This window comes from Pseudomonas sp. PKS (genome assembly GCF_051913525.1).
Lineage (GTDB): Bacteria > Pseudomonadota > Gammaproteobacteria > Pseudomonadales > Pseudomonadaceae > Aquipseudomonas > Aquipseudomonas guariconensis_D.
Genome location: NZ_JBEGDO010000019.1, coordinates 14,600 through 30,124 on the forward strand (window position 1 = coordinate 14,600; position 15,525 = coordinate 30,124).

The window sequence follows — 15,525 nt, forward strand, 5'->3', positions numbered from 1 at the left end:
CGCCAGTTGATCAGCGGGCTATGCCAGGGCGCGGCACAGCGTGATGTCGCTAACCGTTGAGCGCCGCCTCGATTTTGGCGATGTCGATCTTGCCCATCTGCATCATGGCGTCGAATGCGCGCTTGGCGGCGGCCCGGTCTGGGTTGTCCATGGCCTCGAGCAGCACTCGCGGGGAAATCTGCCACGAGATGCCCCACTTGTCCTTGCACCAGCCGCAGACGCTTTCCTGGCCGCCGTTGCCGACGATGGCCTGCCACAGACGGTCAGTCTCGGCCTGATCCTCCGTGCAGATCTGGAACGAAAACGCCTCGCTGTGCTTGAACGCCGTCCCGCCGTTCAAGCCGACGCAGGGAATACCGGCTACGGTGAACTCGACGGTGATGACATCGCCAGCCTTGCCCGATGGGTAGTCGCCCGGTGCGTGGTGCACCGCCCCTACTGCGCTGTCGGGGAAGGTCTTGGCATAAAAGGTCGCCGCCTCCAGGGCATCGTCGTCGAACCAGAGGCAGAGGGTATTTTTACTGGGCATTGGAGCCTCCACGATCACATCGCAAAGCCTAGAGTCTAGACCCTCACCCCTGGCAGGCGATGGCCTGGCCCAGCGCTTCGTCGGTTGCAGACGATTGCGGATGCGCTAGGCGATAGTCGCGCAGTGCGGGCGTGGTTCACGGTGGTTTCCTACATAACTGAAACGGCATTTGGCCTACTCTGGACCGCTCGGCGCTGCCTCACCTGCATCGCCTGTACAACGAACCGGCGCAACACAACTCAAAGTAGCCGCGCTTGTCGAAGCCTCTTTCGAACGAGATAGACGACACACCATGCACTTCGATCTGATCCAGAGTATCAACCTGGCCGGCAAGGCCGATGTTCCCAATGACGACCGTATTGGCTGTGCAAGCCGTCATGCTTGGGTCATCGACGGCGCAACCGACCTGGGCCCGCCTGGCCTGCTGGGTGAACGAGGGGGCGCGGCCTGGCTGGCAGCGGCGGCGCAGGCTGCCTTTGTCAGCGCAAGCGGGCCCTTGCAGCGCATTTGCGAACGGGTATTCGCGACCCTGGCCGCCGCCTACGAACGCGACCGCCAACGTGAGCCGATCGCCGGCTGGGAGCTGCCCCGCGCGGCGTTCGCGGCGGTGGCCCTGGAAGATGACGAGGTGGTCTGCGCCCACCTGGCGGACTGTGTCGTACTCCATCGCAGCTCACGCGGCATTGCCTTCCTGACACCTGAGCCGGACCGCGAAACCGAGCGCGCCGAGGCGGTCGCCCTGGGCCCGGGCACCGGGGCTCATGGCGTGCGCACGCCCGCCGTGCAGGCAGATCGGCGCATCGCCCGGGAACGTCCTAAGGCCGTGCTCAGTGTCGATGCCCAGATGGCCAAGGCCGGTACCGTCTATACCCGCACACCGGTAAGCCGCGGCGACGACCTGGTGCTGATGAGCGATGGTTTCGCGGCCCTGTTCGATACCTACCAGGCCTGCACGCCCGAAACCTTCATGACCCAACTGCGCGAGCAGGGCCTGGCGGCACTTGCGCTGCGCCTGCGGCAGATCGAGCGCGACGACGCCGCCTGTATTCGTTACCCACGGTTCAAGATGAGTGACGACGCATCGGCGATCTGGTTGCGGGTGGGCTGAAGAAAAAGAACACCGACCGAGCCGGGCCGGCTCGATCCAGATGCCAAGGCAACAATTCGCTACGCCTTTGGCTGAGTGCGATCGACCAGGCGGATGCTGTCACGCCCGCCTCGCTTGGATTCGTAAAGCGCAACGTCACCCTGTTCGATCAGCGCCGCCAGGCTGGCAGGTGCACGGTCGAACAGGTTCGCGCCGATGCTGAGGGTGACCGCCGCAGGTGTGGCGAAATTCTGCGCGGTGAGCCGATGGAACTGCTCACGCAAGGCGCTCCCCAACCCTTCGACTTTTTCACGGGTCGCGTTACCCAGCAGGATGACGAACTCATCGCCGCCCAACCGGGCGGCCAAGGCGCTGGCAGGGGTCGATGCACGAATCATCTCGCCCAACGCGACGAGCAGACGATCACCGGCAATATGACCATGCAGGTCGTTGACCATCTTGAAGTTGTCGATGTCGATCAGCAACAGCGCACCAGGGCGGTCCATTGCCACGTCCTCGAGCAGACGCGGGGCGCGTGCCTCCAAGGCCCGCCGGTTGTAGAGGGCGGTCAAGGGATCGCGCGCCGCCAGCCGGGCGATCTGCCGTTCGCGTCGGTGGCGCTCGGTGCCGGTCATGGACAAGGCGATCAGCATGATCGCCATGGCGCCTTCGACCAGCGACACCTGGATGATCGCGCCACGCAAGGCCGCCAGATCGATCAACGTCCCCGGCACCAACGGGGGAATCATCTTGGCCAGGTAGAAGATGCCGTGGGCCAGCAGCACGTAACGCAGTTGCACCGCACCCACGCGCAGCGACTTGCCATGGGGCCGCAGCAGTACGCAGGCCCACAGAGTGGGCAAGGCCACCAGCAGCGAGTTAGCCAGCAACATCACCTTCGACCACTGCGGGCTTTCGGGCAGCAGCAACAGCATCAGCCATACAACAGGCAACAGGTACCAGCCACGGGAAAGCCGCATCTCGGTAAACCGCGCCACACCCACCAGAAAGAACCAATGCGCCAACACCAACAAGCCATTGGCGAACCACACCCCGATGAGCATCAGCCCACTGACGCGCAACAATGCCAAGGTCGAACCCACACTGATGGTGGCGAACCCAGCGGCCCAGAACAGCAGCGAGGTGGCACGCACGGTGCGCCATTCGACCGCCAGGTACAAAGCAGCCGCGGCGGCAAGGGCAATGCTGATGGTCAACATCGTGAGGGGGTCTAGTGCCATGAGCGGACAGGCCTGAGCGATCGTATTGAAGGGCGTGGATTGTAAGCGTTCGGATGCTCTTTTAGCAGGTCGCCAACCGACTGGATGGCCCACGATAATAAGCAGCTTGCGGGCAACCACTCGAACACGAACACGTCACAACGACGTCGCCACGAAATATCAAAATGACAGTAGCGTATCCGATGGGCTTACGCCGTCGACAGATAGCTGACCAGTTGCCGACCATGGGAGCTCAGGCGCTCCCAGTCGCGAAAACAGATACGCAGCTCCAGGGTGGCCCAGCGCTCCTCCAGGATCACCCTGCGAACCGCCAGTTCCTGCTCGGCGCGCACGGCGGCGGTTTCCGGCAGCATGGCGATACCCGCGCGTTGGGCCACCAATTGAGCGATGGCCTCGAAACTCGGCGCGCGCACACGCACCTTCAACGGCATGGCCAGATTCATCGCCAGCTCCTCGACGAAGCGCTGCATCGCCCGCTCTGCCGGCAGACACACGAACGGGTAACCCAGGGCATCGGCCAGGCGCAATTGTTCGCGCCCGGCCAGGGGATGATCCACAGGCACCAGCATCACCAGGCGCTCGTTGCGAAACGGCAGCGAGACGATACCTTCGTTGATCAGGTTGCCGTCATACACCCCGATCTCGCATTCGCCTGCCAGCACCACGCGCAATACATCGATGCTCTTGTGCTCGACCAGTTGCAGGTCGACCTCAGGATAGTCGGCCAGAAACGGCCCGAGCACCGCTGGCAACAGCGTGCTGTTGCTGACGGTGGAAGCCGCCAGGTGCAGCGTGATGCGCCGCTGACCTGCCAATTCCTTCAAGGTGTCCTGCAGCTTCTGCGCCTCACCCAGCACACCACGGGCCGCCTCCAGAACCAGGCGGCCAGCGGGGGTCAGCTGCATGCCATCGGCCTTGCGAACGAACAGGGCAAAGCCACAGCGTGACTCGAACAGGCGCAGGCGGGTGCTGGCGGCGGACACCGCCACCGGGATGGTCGCCGCCGCCTTGCTCAGGCTGCCGGTGACGGCAATTGCGGCAAACAGGCGCAGATCGGGCAAGTCGAAGTGCATCCTTGTGCGTTCTCCAAAAGCGAAAGCCATGTTCGAGAAAAAGCGATTCTAGCCACATCCCGTTCTGTACAGAATAAGTCCTGCCTTCAATTGCCGTGGACTTTGCCATGACGCGTTTGCACCTTCGCCTTCAGACTGCGATCCAGAACGGCGGTCTCTACGCCGTGCTGGCAGCCTTGGGATTCAGCTTCAAGGCCATCTTCGTCAAGCTGGCCTATGCCGCAGGTCCGGTGGACGCTATCACCCTGTTGGCCATGCGCATGGGCCTGGCGCTGCCGCTGTTCGCTTGGCTGACCTGGCTCAGCCGTGGCCAGTCCGGTGCGAAGCTGGGGCTTGGGGATGGTCTGCGCGTGGCAGGGCTCGGGTTGCTGGGCTACTACCTGGCGAGCCTGTTCGATTTCTACGGTCTGCAGTACATCAGCGCCGGGCTCGAGCGGCTGATCCTGTTCACCTATCCCACGCTCGTACTGGTGTTCCAGACCATCGCCCTGCGCGAACGCCCTACCCTGCGGACCCTGACGGCCATGGGCCTGTGTTACCTGGGCCTGGGCATCGCCTTCGTACACGATGTCAGCGTGGCCGGGGTCGGCGAGCAGGTGGTGCGGGGGGCGTTGTGGGTGGTGGCCAGTGCGGTGAGCTATGCGCTCTATTACTCGGGCACCGGCATCATGCTCAAGCGCATGAGTTCGATGCGTCTGGCCGGGCTCTGCGGCATCGCCTCGTCATTGATGGTGCTGGCGCACTACCTGCTGGTGGCGGACATCGGCCAGCTGTGGCAGCAGCCACTGGCGATCTGGATACATGCGGCGCTGATGGCGGTGTTTTCCACGGTCTTGCCGATCTACTGGGTGGCCCTGGCGATCCAGCGCCTGGGGCCCACCCATACCGCGGCGGTGGGCAACCTGGGGCCGGTGCTGACGATGCTCGCGTCGTGGGCGATCCTCAGTGAGCAGATCTCGGGGTATCAGTTGGCGGGCCTGGCGCTGGTGTTGTACGGCGTGACGCGCCTGAAGCCTGCGAAGAAACAGGCAGCTTCGACGCAGCCCAAGCAAGCCGAAGCGTAGGGTCTGCTCATCAGGCAGGCGAGGTGCCAGAGCAACCGGCGCGCCTGTACCGATCAGTCCTCCAGCGGCTTGGGCGGTGCCGCCGGCTTTGCCGGCTTGGCAGGCTTGCTGTCCTTGCCCTTGGACTTGGGCTCAGCAGGCTCGGAAGCCGCCACAGGCTCCGGTGCGCTGACGGCCTTCTCACTGGCAGGCAGTTCGTCCACGGCCTTGATGATCACCTGCGGATCGATTTTCTCGCCGCTGTCGTCATCCTTGAGCACATGCCGCTCGCCATCCTTGCCCACCAGGATCACCTTGGTGCCCTTGCTGGCGCCGAGCTTGAGTTCGCGAATCAACGCCATGGTGGTCTGCTGTTCGAGGTTCTTGTCCTCGCGCTTGCCCATCATATTGGCAACGCTGTACAGCACCAGGCTGCGCTCCTTGAAGGCAGCTTGGGTAGCGGGGTCCTGGAGTGCCTCGTTCAACCCGCGCAAGGTCGGGTCGGCGCTGCTGGGGGCGATGATGACCAAGGGCCTTGCCTTGCCCAGTTCCTTGGCCAGCGGAGCATCGCTGTCCGCAGCGAACACAGGGCTTGCGAGGGCAAGCAGAGTGGCGAGGGTCAGTGACCGGACGAGCATGCGCATCTCCTTATTTCTCGATAACTCAAAGACTACAGATCATTGAGAAAGATCCGACGTGCGAGCCTAAACCACCCGACAAACCAGGTGAAAAGGCGAAAGGTAACTTGCCATTACCAGCAGCCCGTCCAACCAGGCTTGCGACCTCTGCAGAAAACGCCGGCCCCGAACTGAGCATAGTCCAAAGCCACCCAGGCAGCGCAGTAGCTGCAGGCGCTGACAGCGTTCGTGTAGGGCTGTACCCAGCCCTTCATACGGCACGACCTACATCAACGGGCATCAATGCTGACATCCGCCAAGGCTGTCTCCAGCAGCCGGTTGGTCAGGACACGCATCTCGTATCGCTCGTCAGCCTTCTGCAACCTCTGGGTTTGTTTCATCTGGGTTTCGATCTTCTCCACCTGTTGCTGCGCCTGGGCCGACAAGGCTTGCGTCTGGGTGTCGTGCTGCATCAGCGCATCCCGCTGCGCCGTCAACTGCTCCAGCTTTCGGTGATGCCGTGTGTTGCCTTGGTCGAAATGCTCAGCGTTTTCCGCCAACAGATGCTCACGCCAGAAATCCTGATCCACCATCCAGCTGGCCAGCGCTTCCTGCTGTTCTGCGGCGCGTACCCGGGCGCGGATCCGATCAACCCGTGCCGGATCCAGATGGGCATACTCAGGAAACGCCATTTCACTCGCCTCGATGGGCAAATCAAGTGAGCCACGCAATGCCTGTTGATAGCCCAGCATCACCTCGACCTCATCAAGTGGGGTGCCGGCCTCGGCCTGGGCACGCAGGAAACTGAAAAGATGATCCTCGACCTGTGCCAGGCGCCACAGACGCCGCCCCAACTCAAGCAGCGCCTGCGTCTGGGCCCCCGCCTCCGCACCCGCCTGGGCCTTGGCCTTGACCGCCAACATCCGAACCTCAAGATTGGTAAAACGCAGCGTCACACTGTCCTGGCAGGTGAGGTCATCGTCGGCATGGGTGAACAACTCGGTCCTCAAATCAGTCTGCTCATGCATGTTTCGCAGCATGTTCAGTACACGTCTGGCCAGTACCTTGGGTTGCTTTTGGAAATCCGCGGTATCGAGCAGCCTGCGCAGGACCGTCATTATCCCGCCCGAGCCCTCAACAGCCTCGATCGCGTGCCACAGTTCGAGCATCTGGTCACGCTCCGGGACCGCGACGGTACCGCTCCAGGCGATGGCTTGAGTATTGACTCCCTGGATTGACTGGAACGCCACACGCAAGGCCTGCACATCCTGTTCGGCCAGTGGATTGCCCATCAACAACACACGATGCCTGAGCCACAGGGGGGCCTGATGGAACATCGGCGGTATCCGATTGATTCGATTGTCGCTCAGGTCTGCATAGTCCAAGTCTGCGCACTCCAGCAATCCGGGGGGCAGCGCATCGATCAACGTGTTGCGCAGAAGCAGGCGCCTGAGCCTGGCAAAGCCGCCGACGGAAAACGCCTGCCCCAGAGGGTTGTGCGAAAGGTTGATGTACTCCAGGCGAGAGCAGCGGGCCAGCTCCGATACCTGGTCGTCATCCAGGATGATCCGGTTGTCGTACAGGTTCAGTTCACGCAGGCGCGGTAGCTGGTGCAGGTGCGCCGGCAGTCGAGTTAGTCGGTTGCCGCTGACTCGCAGTATCCGAAGGTTGGGAAACGCTTGCAGGAAGTACTCCGGTACGTGGCCCAGATCCATGTTCAGAATCGTCAATTCAGAGACATGGGAGAAGCTTCGGCTAGGCAGCGGGGGCAAGGATCCTGGCCTCAGGCCGTTGAGTTCCAACCGGTTTTCGCCCCCCAACGGATTGAACGGCGCAGCGTCGTCGGTGATGCGTTTCCAACACGCCAGCAACTGCCCCATGACCCTCCGGCGGTCCGACCTCGCCAACAACGCGGTGGTGGCTGTGAGCCAGGCATTGAGCGTCTGCTCCAGGGTCTTCAGTGCGTGGCGAAGCTGACGAACCTCTACCGCCATATCCCTGCTGGCACGCTGCATGGCCACCTGCCAAGCGCTGATCTGGGCATCGGTGTAGGTGGGATAGATTCGCCGCAGTTCCACTTGGATCATCCAAGGCCCCCTTCTGCGCGCGCTGCTGCCGGTCAGGCGCCCGCTCAAAGGGTAGCCGAGACGGCCATCGTCCTGGCGCAGCGGGGCCTGCCAGCGATCCTTGCCTTGCCCCTTGCTCAATAGCTCCCTGACCTCACTGGGCCGATCGATCGCCTGGCGAGCTAGCAGCACGCGCAAGTTGTGGGCAAAGGGATCAGCGATGCCCATGGCCGTGGCCGCTTGCTGGCCTGCATAGGCGGCGGCCATCGCGTCGAACAACTCACGCGGCTCGCCCAAAAGGTTCGTTTGGGGGGCGACGACCAGGAACTTGCCATCGACATGTATCAGATCACAGGCGGTGGCCCCCTCCTCGCTCGCAACGAGCAAGGGGCCGCTCGCACTGCCCTCGAGCAAACGCCAGCGGATACCCGTGGCAGCGCCGGGCAAGTAGCGCAGCATGCCGATGGCGACCCGGGCCACATCGGCGTCCTGCGGCGTGTCCAAGTGCAGCGCTTCATAGACGCGTGTCACACGCAGGTTGTGTGCACACGCTCTGGCCTCTTCAGCCAACTGCAGCGGCACACGTCCACTGTCGAGCAGGCGTTGCCGGTCTATGGTCGTCGCCGCGTCCACCAACCCTTGCGCAGCGCGCCAGTGCAAGCGGGGAAACACCTGACGCAGCATCGTACTGCCGAGACTCTCGCGGTTGGGCATGTGCTCGTAGAGATCCTGCAGCAACGCCCGCCGAGCCTGCCATACCACCTCGGCCAACGCCTGGTCTGGCAATTCGGCCGCACCGGGAAGGCGTTGGGCACCCTGCAATGCAAAGGCATCCTCCACCTGCTGGCCCGAGCGCAGGCGATTGACCATGTCGCGGATACGCTGGTCCAGATGGGCTCGGACCGTGCTATCCAGCAACCCGGCATCCGGCGCCCGGCCATACACGTGCAGGCCCCGCAGATCCTCTGCCTCCAACCCATGGAAGCTCAGGACTAGGTCGATCCGCTCATCATCCAGCTCCCGGAAGTGCCCTCCCAGGCGACGGAACAGGTAATGGACATCCTCCCAGTTCGCCGGCTGCTCGCACCACAGCCGCCAGGCACCTGCATCGTTGTGTCGCAACAGCGGCCCGTGCCCTGCCTGCGGCAGCAATTGCCACTGCCCATCCTCGGTTCGCTGGCGCACGCCGTAGTAGTGCCCCTCCATCTTGATCCAGGCCCGCGCCCCCAACCGGAAGATACCGGCGGCGTCACTCGTCGCGCCCGCAGGTGGGGCTTCACTGCGAAAGGCCGTGATGTCCTGGTCCCAAAGTTTTGTCGAACCATCTTCCAGATGGGCCGGCACCAGGTCGTCCACCACGCTAGAGCGCGCCATCAATGACCGTACCCCACCGACAGCCGTGGTGGTAGCGCTGGCCACGGCCACCGCGGTAGCCACATTGAGCAAGTGCTTGCAGGCCAGCCGGGTGCGGTTGTCCTGCCAGGCCTCGATGCCGTGGTAGACGTCCCCAAGCACGTCCCAGGCGCTAGCGGCCAGAAGTACCTCACCAAGCACTGGCACGAACAGGCCGGCCGCGGACAACAAGGCCTGGCCCTCGGCGGCCAGGCGCTCATCATGTTCGCGCTGCAACGCGCGGTCCAGTTCATCCACCGGCGCCACGATCACCTTCGCGTCGTCTTTTATTTGCTCGATGCGCGCATGAGCCAGCGCTGAAAAAAACGGCGTGCCGTAGGGCGCGAGGCTTTCATCCAGGCTGATGTTGGCCCAGATTGCCAAGTCCTCGTATGCCGGGACCACGATTGAATAGAACGTGTGGCTGTCGCGCCTGCGCACGAAGCGGCGAAAGAACGTCTGGTAGGCCTGGCTGCGCAGCCGCCTGCCCAGTTCGTTGGCGAGCTTGCGCAGGCTGGAGAACGCGCTCCAGGCCCCGTTTGGATCGCCAGGCACGTAGAGCAGCACCCTGGCGTCGTTGTGCGACTCATCGATGACCACGATTTGCTGCAGGTCGCAGTCCAACAGGCTCAGACGCTGCGCCGTCACGGGTGAAGCCTTGCCTTGCGGTTCATCCTTCGCGCAAAGCCTGGCAATCGACTCGAGCTCGCGCTCGCTCAGTCCAGCGCTGTCACGGGCCTTGTAGGCATCGAGCAGCATGGCATGGCGGCTCCAGTCAGCCAGCAAGGACAGGACGGTCCACGCCGGCTTGTCATCTGTCACAGGCCCACTCAGGACGTCGTCCAGATGCTGTTGGTACGCGCGGCCAAGATCGAGCTCACGGCACACCTTGGCAAACTCAGTTGCAGACGGCGCCTTGATCGTGCCCTGCCTGGCGCTGGTCAGGCGATTGCCACGCGGTTGCCCGCCCGCTTCGGTCTCCTGGGCCGTGAAATTGCGCACTGCCGCTTCCAGTAGCGAGCGTTTGTCGTACTGCAGCATAGTCAGATGGACGCCGACCGGCTGGGTGTTGATCACAGGCTCCGGGTGTCCGCCAATAAAGCTCCATTGATGCAGGTTGAACTGAGCCGAATAACGCGTTCGCAACGCTGCCTGCAGCTTGGATTTGAGAAAGCCGTCCAGCGCCTCGATCCGCGCCAGAACGCGCTTGAGGTGCGAACGCAGCGCGACGCTTTCGCCCATCGTCTCCCCGAGCCGAGCCAGTTGCTGCGGCGTCGCCGACTTCATCCACTGCGGCAAGCGTTCGGCAATGAAGCCGTCCTGATAGGCACGTTCTGCTGTCAGTAGACCTGCGTCGTTCACTTCTGGTTTGTCTGCCTCGTCGCCCATATCCATCTCCTGATTGTCTGGGAGCGACGAGGCTAGGGGCCTGGCTTGGCAGGTGGACGCTAGATAGCTACTACCTCAAAACAGCAGCAGTTGCCGACCGGTCAATGTGCCGAAGTCATCACCGACGAAGGGCAGGATCGCGTCGGCCACAGGCTGCAACTGACGCGACAGGTAATGCTCGTGATCGATCGGCGATTGCTGGTTTTCCAATGGCTCGGGACCGGCCGTGGTGATGACGTAGCTGATCCAGCCGCCGTTCTGGTACTGCTGCGGCCGCCCCAGACGGCTGTTGTACTCATCGGCCAGGCGCGCGGCGCGCACATGAGGGGGCACGTTGCGCTGGTAGTCGGCCAGGGGACGCCGCAGACGCTTGCGATAGACCAACAAATCATCTTGCTCACCGGCCAGGGTGCGCCGTACGAAATCGCGCACATAATCCCGATAGGGCTGCCCGCGGAAAATACGCCCATATAGCTCCTGCTGGAACTGCCGCGCCAGCGGTGACCAGTCCGTGCGCACCGACTCCAGCCCCTTGTAGACCATCTCTTCCTGGCCCTCGGCGCGGCGTACCAGGCCGGCGTAGCGCTTCTTGCTGCCCTCGTCGGTGCCGCGGATGGTCGGCATGAGAAAGCGCCGATAGTGGGTTTCGAACTGCAATTCCAAGGCGCTGTCCAGCCCCATGGTTGCCTCAAGGTGCTGGCGCCACCATTGGTTGACCTCGTTTACCAGCTCGCGACCGATACGCGCGGCGGCCCCTTCGCTGTGCGCCCCCTTGAGCCAGACGAACGTGGAGTCGGTGTCGCCATAGATCACATCGAAGCCACGGGCTTCGATCAGCGCCCGGGTCTGACGCATGATCTGATGGCCGCGCATGGTGATCGACGATGCCAGCCGGGGGTCGAAGAACCGACAGCCACTGGAACCCAGCACGCCATAGAAGGCGTTCATGATGATCTTCAATGCTTGGGACAACGGCGCATTACCTGCGCGCTTGGCCGCCTCCCTGCCCTGCCAGACCCGCTCGACGATCGCCGGCAGGCTGTGCCGGGTACGGGAGAACCGGGCCCCGCGAAACCCCTCCACCGAATGCGCATCGTCCGGCTGGGCCAGGCCCTCGACCAGCCCCACCGGGTCGATCAGGAAGGTGCGGATGATCGAGGGATACAGGCTCTTGTAATCAAGCACCAACACCGAGTCGTACAACCCAGGGCGCGAATCCATGACAAAGCCACCGGGGCTGGCTTCGTCCGGGCGGCTTCCCAGGTTCGGCGCGACATACCCCAATCGGTGCATGGGCGGGATGTACAAATGACAGAACGCCGCCACCGAACCGCCGCTACGATCGACCGGCAGGCCCGTTACCGTGGCGCGCTCCAGGAGAAACTCCAGCAAACGGGTATGGGCGAAGATACGCGTGACCAGTTCGCAGTCCTTGAGGTTGTAGCGCGCCAGCGCAGGCTTGTCCTGGGCGAACATGCGGTTGATTTCGTCCATGCGCTGGTAGGGCGAGTCGATGGCCTTGCCCTCGCCCAGCAGGGTCTGGGCGACGCTCTCGAGGCTGAACGACGGAAAGCTCCAGGTGGCCGAACGCAGTGATTCGATGCCATCGATCAGCAGCCGGCCTGGGGCATCGGCGAACACATGGTTGCGGCTGCCATGGGCGCGCAAGGTCATCGGCGCACCGTTGCGCCCCAGGGCCAGCGGCACCTGCAAGCGCGCGGCATGTTCATGCAGCAGGCGCAGGTCGAACTGCACCAGGCTCCAGCCGATGATCGCGTCCGGATCATGATGTGCGAACCACTGGTTCAGGCGCTCGAGCAACTGTGCGCGGTCCTGGCAATATTCGAGGTCGAAATCCACTTCGCGGGTATCGCCGTTGGCCGGCCCCAGCATATAGACCTGCCGCTGGCCGCAGCCTTCCAGGGCGATACTGTAGAGCTCGCCGCGCTCGCTGGTCTCGATGTCCAGCGACACCAGGCGCAAGGTAGGGCGGTAGTCAGGGTTGGGTTTGAGATGGGCGTCGCAGATCACGCCTTGGGCATCGGCCTGGCCGCTGAACAGCACCGGCGCGGTGATGAAGCGCTCCATCAGGTAACGCTCCGGTGGGCGGATGTCGGCCTCGAAGACCTCGATGCCGGCACTGCGCAGGCGCTGCTCAAGTTGCATCAGCTGACGATGCTGTCGGCAGTACAAGCCCAGCACCGGACGCTGGTCGAAATCGCACAGGCCAAGCGGGCGCAGCTCCACGCCCTGCTCGTTCCCCAACAACAGCCGCGCGTGCTCGCCTTGCCCAGCCGCAATGAACGCCACCGACACCTGCGGCGCCAGGCGCAACTGCCGTGGGCCCTGGTCGGTGGCCAGCCAGAACTCCACGCAGGTGCCCTCGGGCGTGTCATGCCAATGGCGGGTGAGGACAAAGCCCTGCTGCAACTGCACCGCGTCGACCTCGATCATGTTCGTTGGCAAAGCGTCATTCTACCGCGCCGTGACAGGAGCGACTGTCTTGATTGCGTGGGGCCATTCATTCAGTGCTGCGGGTTCAGGCTCGTTCGCGGGTAAACCCGCTTCCACAGGCCAGGCCGATCCGCGCGGTGGGCTTGATCAGCCGTAGAGGTAATCGATGTCCTTGTACGCCAGTGGTGGCACCTGGCTGAGCAAGTAGTCACGCAGGCGCTGCATGTGACGCGCCTTGGGGCTGGACTTGAGCCATGTCATGTAATAGCCATCACCTGTGGCCACCGCATGCTTGAACGGCGTCACCAGACGGCCTGCGGCCAGGTCGGCGCTGGCCAGCACCAGATCGACCACCGAGATGCCCAGGCCCTGCTGGGCCGCCGAAATGCCCTGGTCGAGGGTGTCGAAAACCTGCCCTTGGTCGATGCTGATGTCCTGGGCGTCCATCCGTGCCAGCCAGCGCCGCCAGTCGCGCCGATCCGGCGAGGGGTGCAACAGGTCGCAATGCTGCAGCGCAGACAGCCCTGGCTCTGCGCCTTGAAGGTAGTCAGGATGGCACACCGGGATCAGCCACTCGTCGAACAGCTTCAGGCTCTCGACGTCGGCCGCGAAGCGTCCATTGCCCAACAGGATGGCGCAGTCGTAGGGCTCGGAATAGAAGTCCACCGTGTCGATGTCCATCCAGACGCTCGACAACTGCACAGTGCAGCTGTTGTCGATTTTCTTGAAGCCATCCAGCGCCTTGAGCAACCAGCGCACAGTGAGGGTCGAAGGCGCCTTCAGACGAAGGCCATAGCGATCCTGACGCAGCAAGGCACAGGCGTTTTCGATGATCTTGAAACCTACCTTGAGTTCCTGGGCCAGCAACCGGCCATGCTCAGTCAGGCGCAGCTTGGGCCCGCGCCGCTCGAACAGGTCGCAGCCGAACATGGCCTCGAGCGTCTTGACGTGATGGCTGACTGCCCCCTGGGTCAAGGCCAGCTCCTGGGCTGCTCGGGTGAAGGAGCCGTAGCGCGAGGCCACTTCGAAGGCGCGCAAGGCGTGGAGTGCTTGAATCCGTTCTGACATGGTCCTGCCCAAAGCATGAGTAAGACTAATAGTAGGTCATAGTTCCACACGTTTTACAACGTCGGAGGGTTCCCAGAAAATGCTGTTAAATCACAAATTTACAACGGAAACCGCATACATCTTGCTTAGATGTCATTGAATCTCTGGGGACACCATGTTTACGGGTTATGGAAATTGCTATCGCCTGGATGCGCTAGAGCTGGCCGCTGAACATATCCAGAATCGCCAACATTGGGCGTACCAAACCCTTGCACAGTTTCGCACCTTGCTCGCCCATCCCGACTTTCCCTGCCTGTTCGGCCGCAAGGCGGTCGCCGCCGGTACCTGCCATCTGGTCTTCGCGCGCGCGACGCACCTGGCGACAGACATCGCCCGAGGGCTTGCCGATTACGTGAGCATCCTCGAACCGATCCCGCTCAGGCAGCGCATCGGCAACCCGTTGCTGGTGTTTCTCGAAACCGAGCCAGACAGCACGCTGGCCGAACAGCAGATGCTGGCCTGGTCGGTGCTGCAACAAGTCCATGCGCTGGACCCGCAACCCTGGCCTCGGACGCTACCCACAGACCCCCACGACAGCGGCTGGTCGTTCTGCTTTGCTGGCATGCCGCTGTTCATCAACATGAATTTCCCGGCCCACCGGCAGATGAAAAGCCGCAACCTGGGCGCACACATCGCCTTCGTCATCAACCCGCGGGAGAGCTTCGATGAGGTCGCCAGCGCCGCCACTGAAAGCGGTCGACGCATCCGTGCACGCATTCGCGAGCGGGTACGTCATTACAACGATGGCGTCGTTCCCGAGACCCTGGGCTTCTTCGGCCAGGACGACAACTTCGAATGGCGCCAGTATCAACTCCAGGAACCGGGCTCACTGAACCCTTCGCGTTGCCCGTTCCATGCTCACGCAACACCTGAAACCCTGATCGAGAACTGACCGTGAACACCGCACTCACCGCCACCTATGCCCTCACCGTGCTGCTGCTGATCGCCACCCCTGGCCCAGTCGTGGCACTGATCGTCAACACCGCAGCCACCTCAGGCTCACGCAAGGCGCTGTCCACCGCCATCGGCACCAACTGGGCATCGCTGGTACTGATCGGTGCCGCTGCCTGGATCATCATGACCAGCGCCGCCATCGACAAGGTCTGGCTCAGCGGCATGAGCCTGCTAGGCTGCCTGTTCATCGCCTACATCGCCATTACCACCCTCCGAGAAGCGATGCAGACGCCGGCCCCCGATGCGCCGACACAAGCCCTTGAACAGCCTGGGCGCAGCGGGCTGCTCCAAGGCTTCATGGTGGGCATCTCCAACCCCAAGGACATCATCTTTTTCATTTCCTTCTTCCCGCAGTTCATCCAGATCACCGAATCGTTCGGCAAGAGCATGGTGGTGCTGTCGTTGCTGTGGATCGCTATCGATTTCGCCGTGCTCAGCCTGTACATCTTCGCCATCGGCAAGATCGCCTCGCAACGCAGCAACCGCATCATCACCCTCGCCTCAGGCGTTGCCCTGTTGCTGATCGCCCTCGCCGGGTTGGCGTACAACATCAAGGAGCTGGCCGGCTGAGCC

At 63.0% G+C, this 15,525-nt stretch carries 11 protein-coding genes; 4 read left to right on the forward strand and 7 right to left on the reverse strand.

Translation table 11 applies throughout. The features are described from left to right. Positions 1-49: 49 nt before the first annotated feature. Positions 50-529: a VOC family protein gene (locus ABOA88_RS17985; RefSeq protein WP_196168504.1), complete on the reverse strand. Its 480-nt coding sequence runs from the start codon at positions 527-529 to the stop codon at positions 50-52. Positions 530-821: 292 nt separating this feature from the next. On the opposite strand from ABOA88_RS17985, the gene ABOA88_RS17990 reads away from it, so the two are divergent. Continuing rightward, on the forward strand, positions 822-1,637 hold the full coding sequence (locus ABOA88_RS17990) for a protein phosphatase 2C domain-containing protein (RefSeq protein ID WP_367850926.1): 816 nt from the start codon (positions 822-824) through the stop codon (positions 1,635-1,637). 59 nt (positions 1,638-1,696) lie between these two features. On the opposite strand, the gene ABOA88_RS17995 is transcribed toward ABOA88_RS17990, so the two are convergent. Then, positions 1,697-2,857 carry a GGDEF domain-containing protein gene (locus ABOA88_RS17995; protein ID WP_196168506.1) on the reverse strand — a complete coding sequence of 387 codons (1,161 nt, stop codon included), beginning with the start codon at positions 2,855-2,857 and terminating at the stop codon, positions 1,697-1,699. A 188-nt stretch (positions 2,858-3,045) separates the two neighbouring features. Next, positions 3,046-3,930, reverse strand: a complete 885-nt coding sequence (locus ABOA88_RS18000; RefSeq protein ID WP_196168507.1) for a LysR family transcriptional regulator — start codon at positions 3,928-3,930, stop codon at positions 3,046-3,048. Between the two features lie 107 nt (positions 3,931-4,037). On the opposite strand from ABOA88_RS18000, the gene ABOA88_RS18005 reads away from it, so the two are divergent. Continuing rightward, a complete protein-coding gene (locus ABOA88_RS18005; protein ID WP_367850927.1) occupies positions 4,038-4,994 on the forward strand; it encodes a DMT family transporter in 957 nt (318 codons plus the stop codon). Positions 4,995-5,047: 53 nt separating this feature from the next. On the opposite strand, the gene ABOA88_RS18010 is transcribed toward ABOA88_RS18005, so the two are convergent. The 4 genes from ABOA88_RS18010 to ABOA88_RS18025 all read right to left on the reverse strand — a co-directional run bounded on the left by ABOA88_RS18010 (position 5,048) and on the right by ABOA88_RS18025 (position 13,959). Continuing rightward, positions 5,048-5,611, reverse strand: a complete 564-nt coding sequence (locus tag ABOA88_RS18010; RefSeq protein ID WP_196168509.1) for a DUF4174 domain-containing protein — start codon at positions 5,609-5,611, stop codon at positions 5,048-5,050. 269 nt (positions 5,612-5,880) lie between these two features. Continuing rightward, complete coding sequence (locus ABOA88_RS18015; RefSeq protein ID WP_367850928.1) at positions 5,881-10,437, reverse strand: NEL-type E3 ubiquitin ligase domain-containing protein; 4,557 nt, start codon at positions 10,435-10,437, stop codon at positions 5,881-5,883. A 75-nt stretch (positions 10,438-10,512) separates the two neighbouring features. After that, positions 10,513-12,873, reverse strand: a complete 2,361-nt coding sequence (locus ABOA88_RS18020) for a DNA polymerase II (RefSeq protein WP_367851095.1) — start codon at positions 12,871-12,873, stop codon at positions 10,513-10,515. A 165-nt stretch (positions 12,874-13,038) separates the two neighbouring features. Further along, positions 13,039-13,959, reverse strand: coding sequence for a LysR substrate-binding domain-containing protein (locus tag ABOA88_RS18025; RefSeq protein WP_196168511.1), 921 nt, complete (start codon positions 13,957-13,959; stop codon positions 13,039-13,041). Between the two features lie 154 nt (positions 13,960-14,113). On the opposite strand from ABOA88_RS18025, the gene ABOA88_RS18030 reads away from it, so the two are divergent. Both ABOA88_RS18030 and ABOA88_RS18035 read left to right on the forward strand, forming a co-directional pair. Next, entirely contained in the window at positions 14,114-14,890 is a 777-nt protein-coding gene (locus ABOA88_RS18030) for a YqcI/YcgG family protein (protein WP_196168512.1), read from the forward strand. Positions 14,891-14,892: 2 nt separating this feature from the next. Next, on the forward strand, positions 14,893-15,522 hold the full coding sequence (locus tag ABOA88_RS18035; RefSeq protein WP_196168513.1) for a LysE family translocator: 630 nt from the start codon (positions 14,893-14,895) through the stop codon (positions 15,520-15,522). Positions 15,523-15,525: the final 3 nt, after the last annotated feature.

Coding starts and splice junctions, on each gene's coding strand:
- ABOA88_RS17985 (WP_196168504.1), bottom strand. CDS start 529: ATGCCCAGTAAAAATACCCTCTGCCTCTGGTTCGACGACGATGCCCTG.
- ABOA88_RS17990 (WP_367850926.1), top strand. CDS start 822: ATGCACTTCGATCTGATCCAGAGTATCAACCTGGCCGGCAAGGCCGAT.
- ABOA88_RS17995 (WP_196168506.1), bottom strand. CDS start 2,857: ATGGCACTAGACCCCCTCACGATGTTGACCATCAGCATTGCCCTTGCC.
- ABOA88_RS18000 (WP_196168507.1), bottom strand. CDS start 3,930: ATGCACTTCGACTTGCCCGATCTGCGCCTGTTTGCCGCAATTGCCGTC.
- ABOA88_RS18005 (WP_367850927.1), top strand. CDS start 4,038: ATGACGCGTTTGCACCTTCGCCTTCAGACTGCGATCCAGAACGGCGGT.
- ABOA88_RS18010 (WP_196168509.1), bottom strand. CDS start 5,611: ATGCTCGTCCGGTCACTGACCCTCGCCACTCTGCTTGCCCTCGCAAGC.
- ABOA88_RS18015 (WP_367850928.1), bottom strand. CDS start 10,437: ATGGGCGACGAGGCAGACAAACCAGAAGTGAACGACGCAGGTCTACTG.
- ABOA88_RS18025 (WP_196168511.1), bottom strand. CDS start 13,959: ATGTCAGAACGGATTCAAGCACTCCACGCCTTGCGCGCCTTCGAAGTG.
- ABOA88_RS18030 (WP_196168512.1), top strand. CDS start 14,114: ATGTTTACGGGTTATGGAAATTGCTATCGCCTGGATGCGCTAGAGCTG.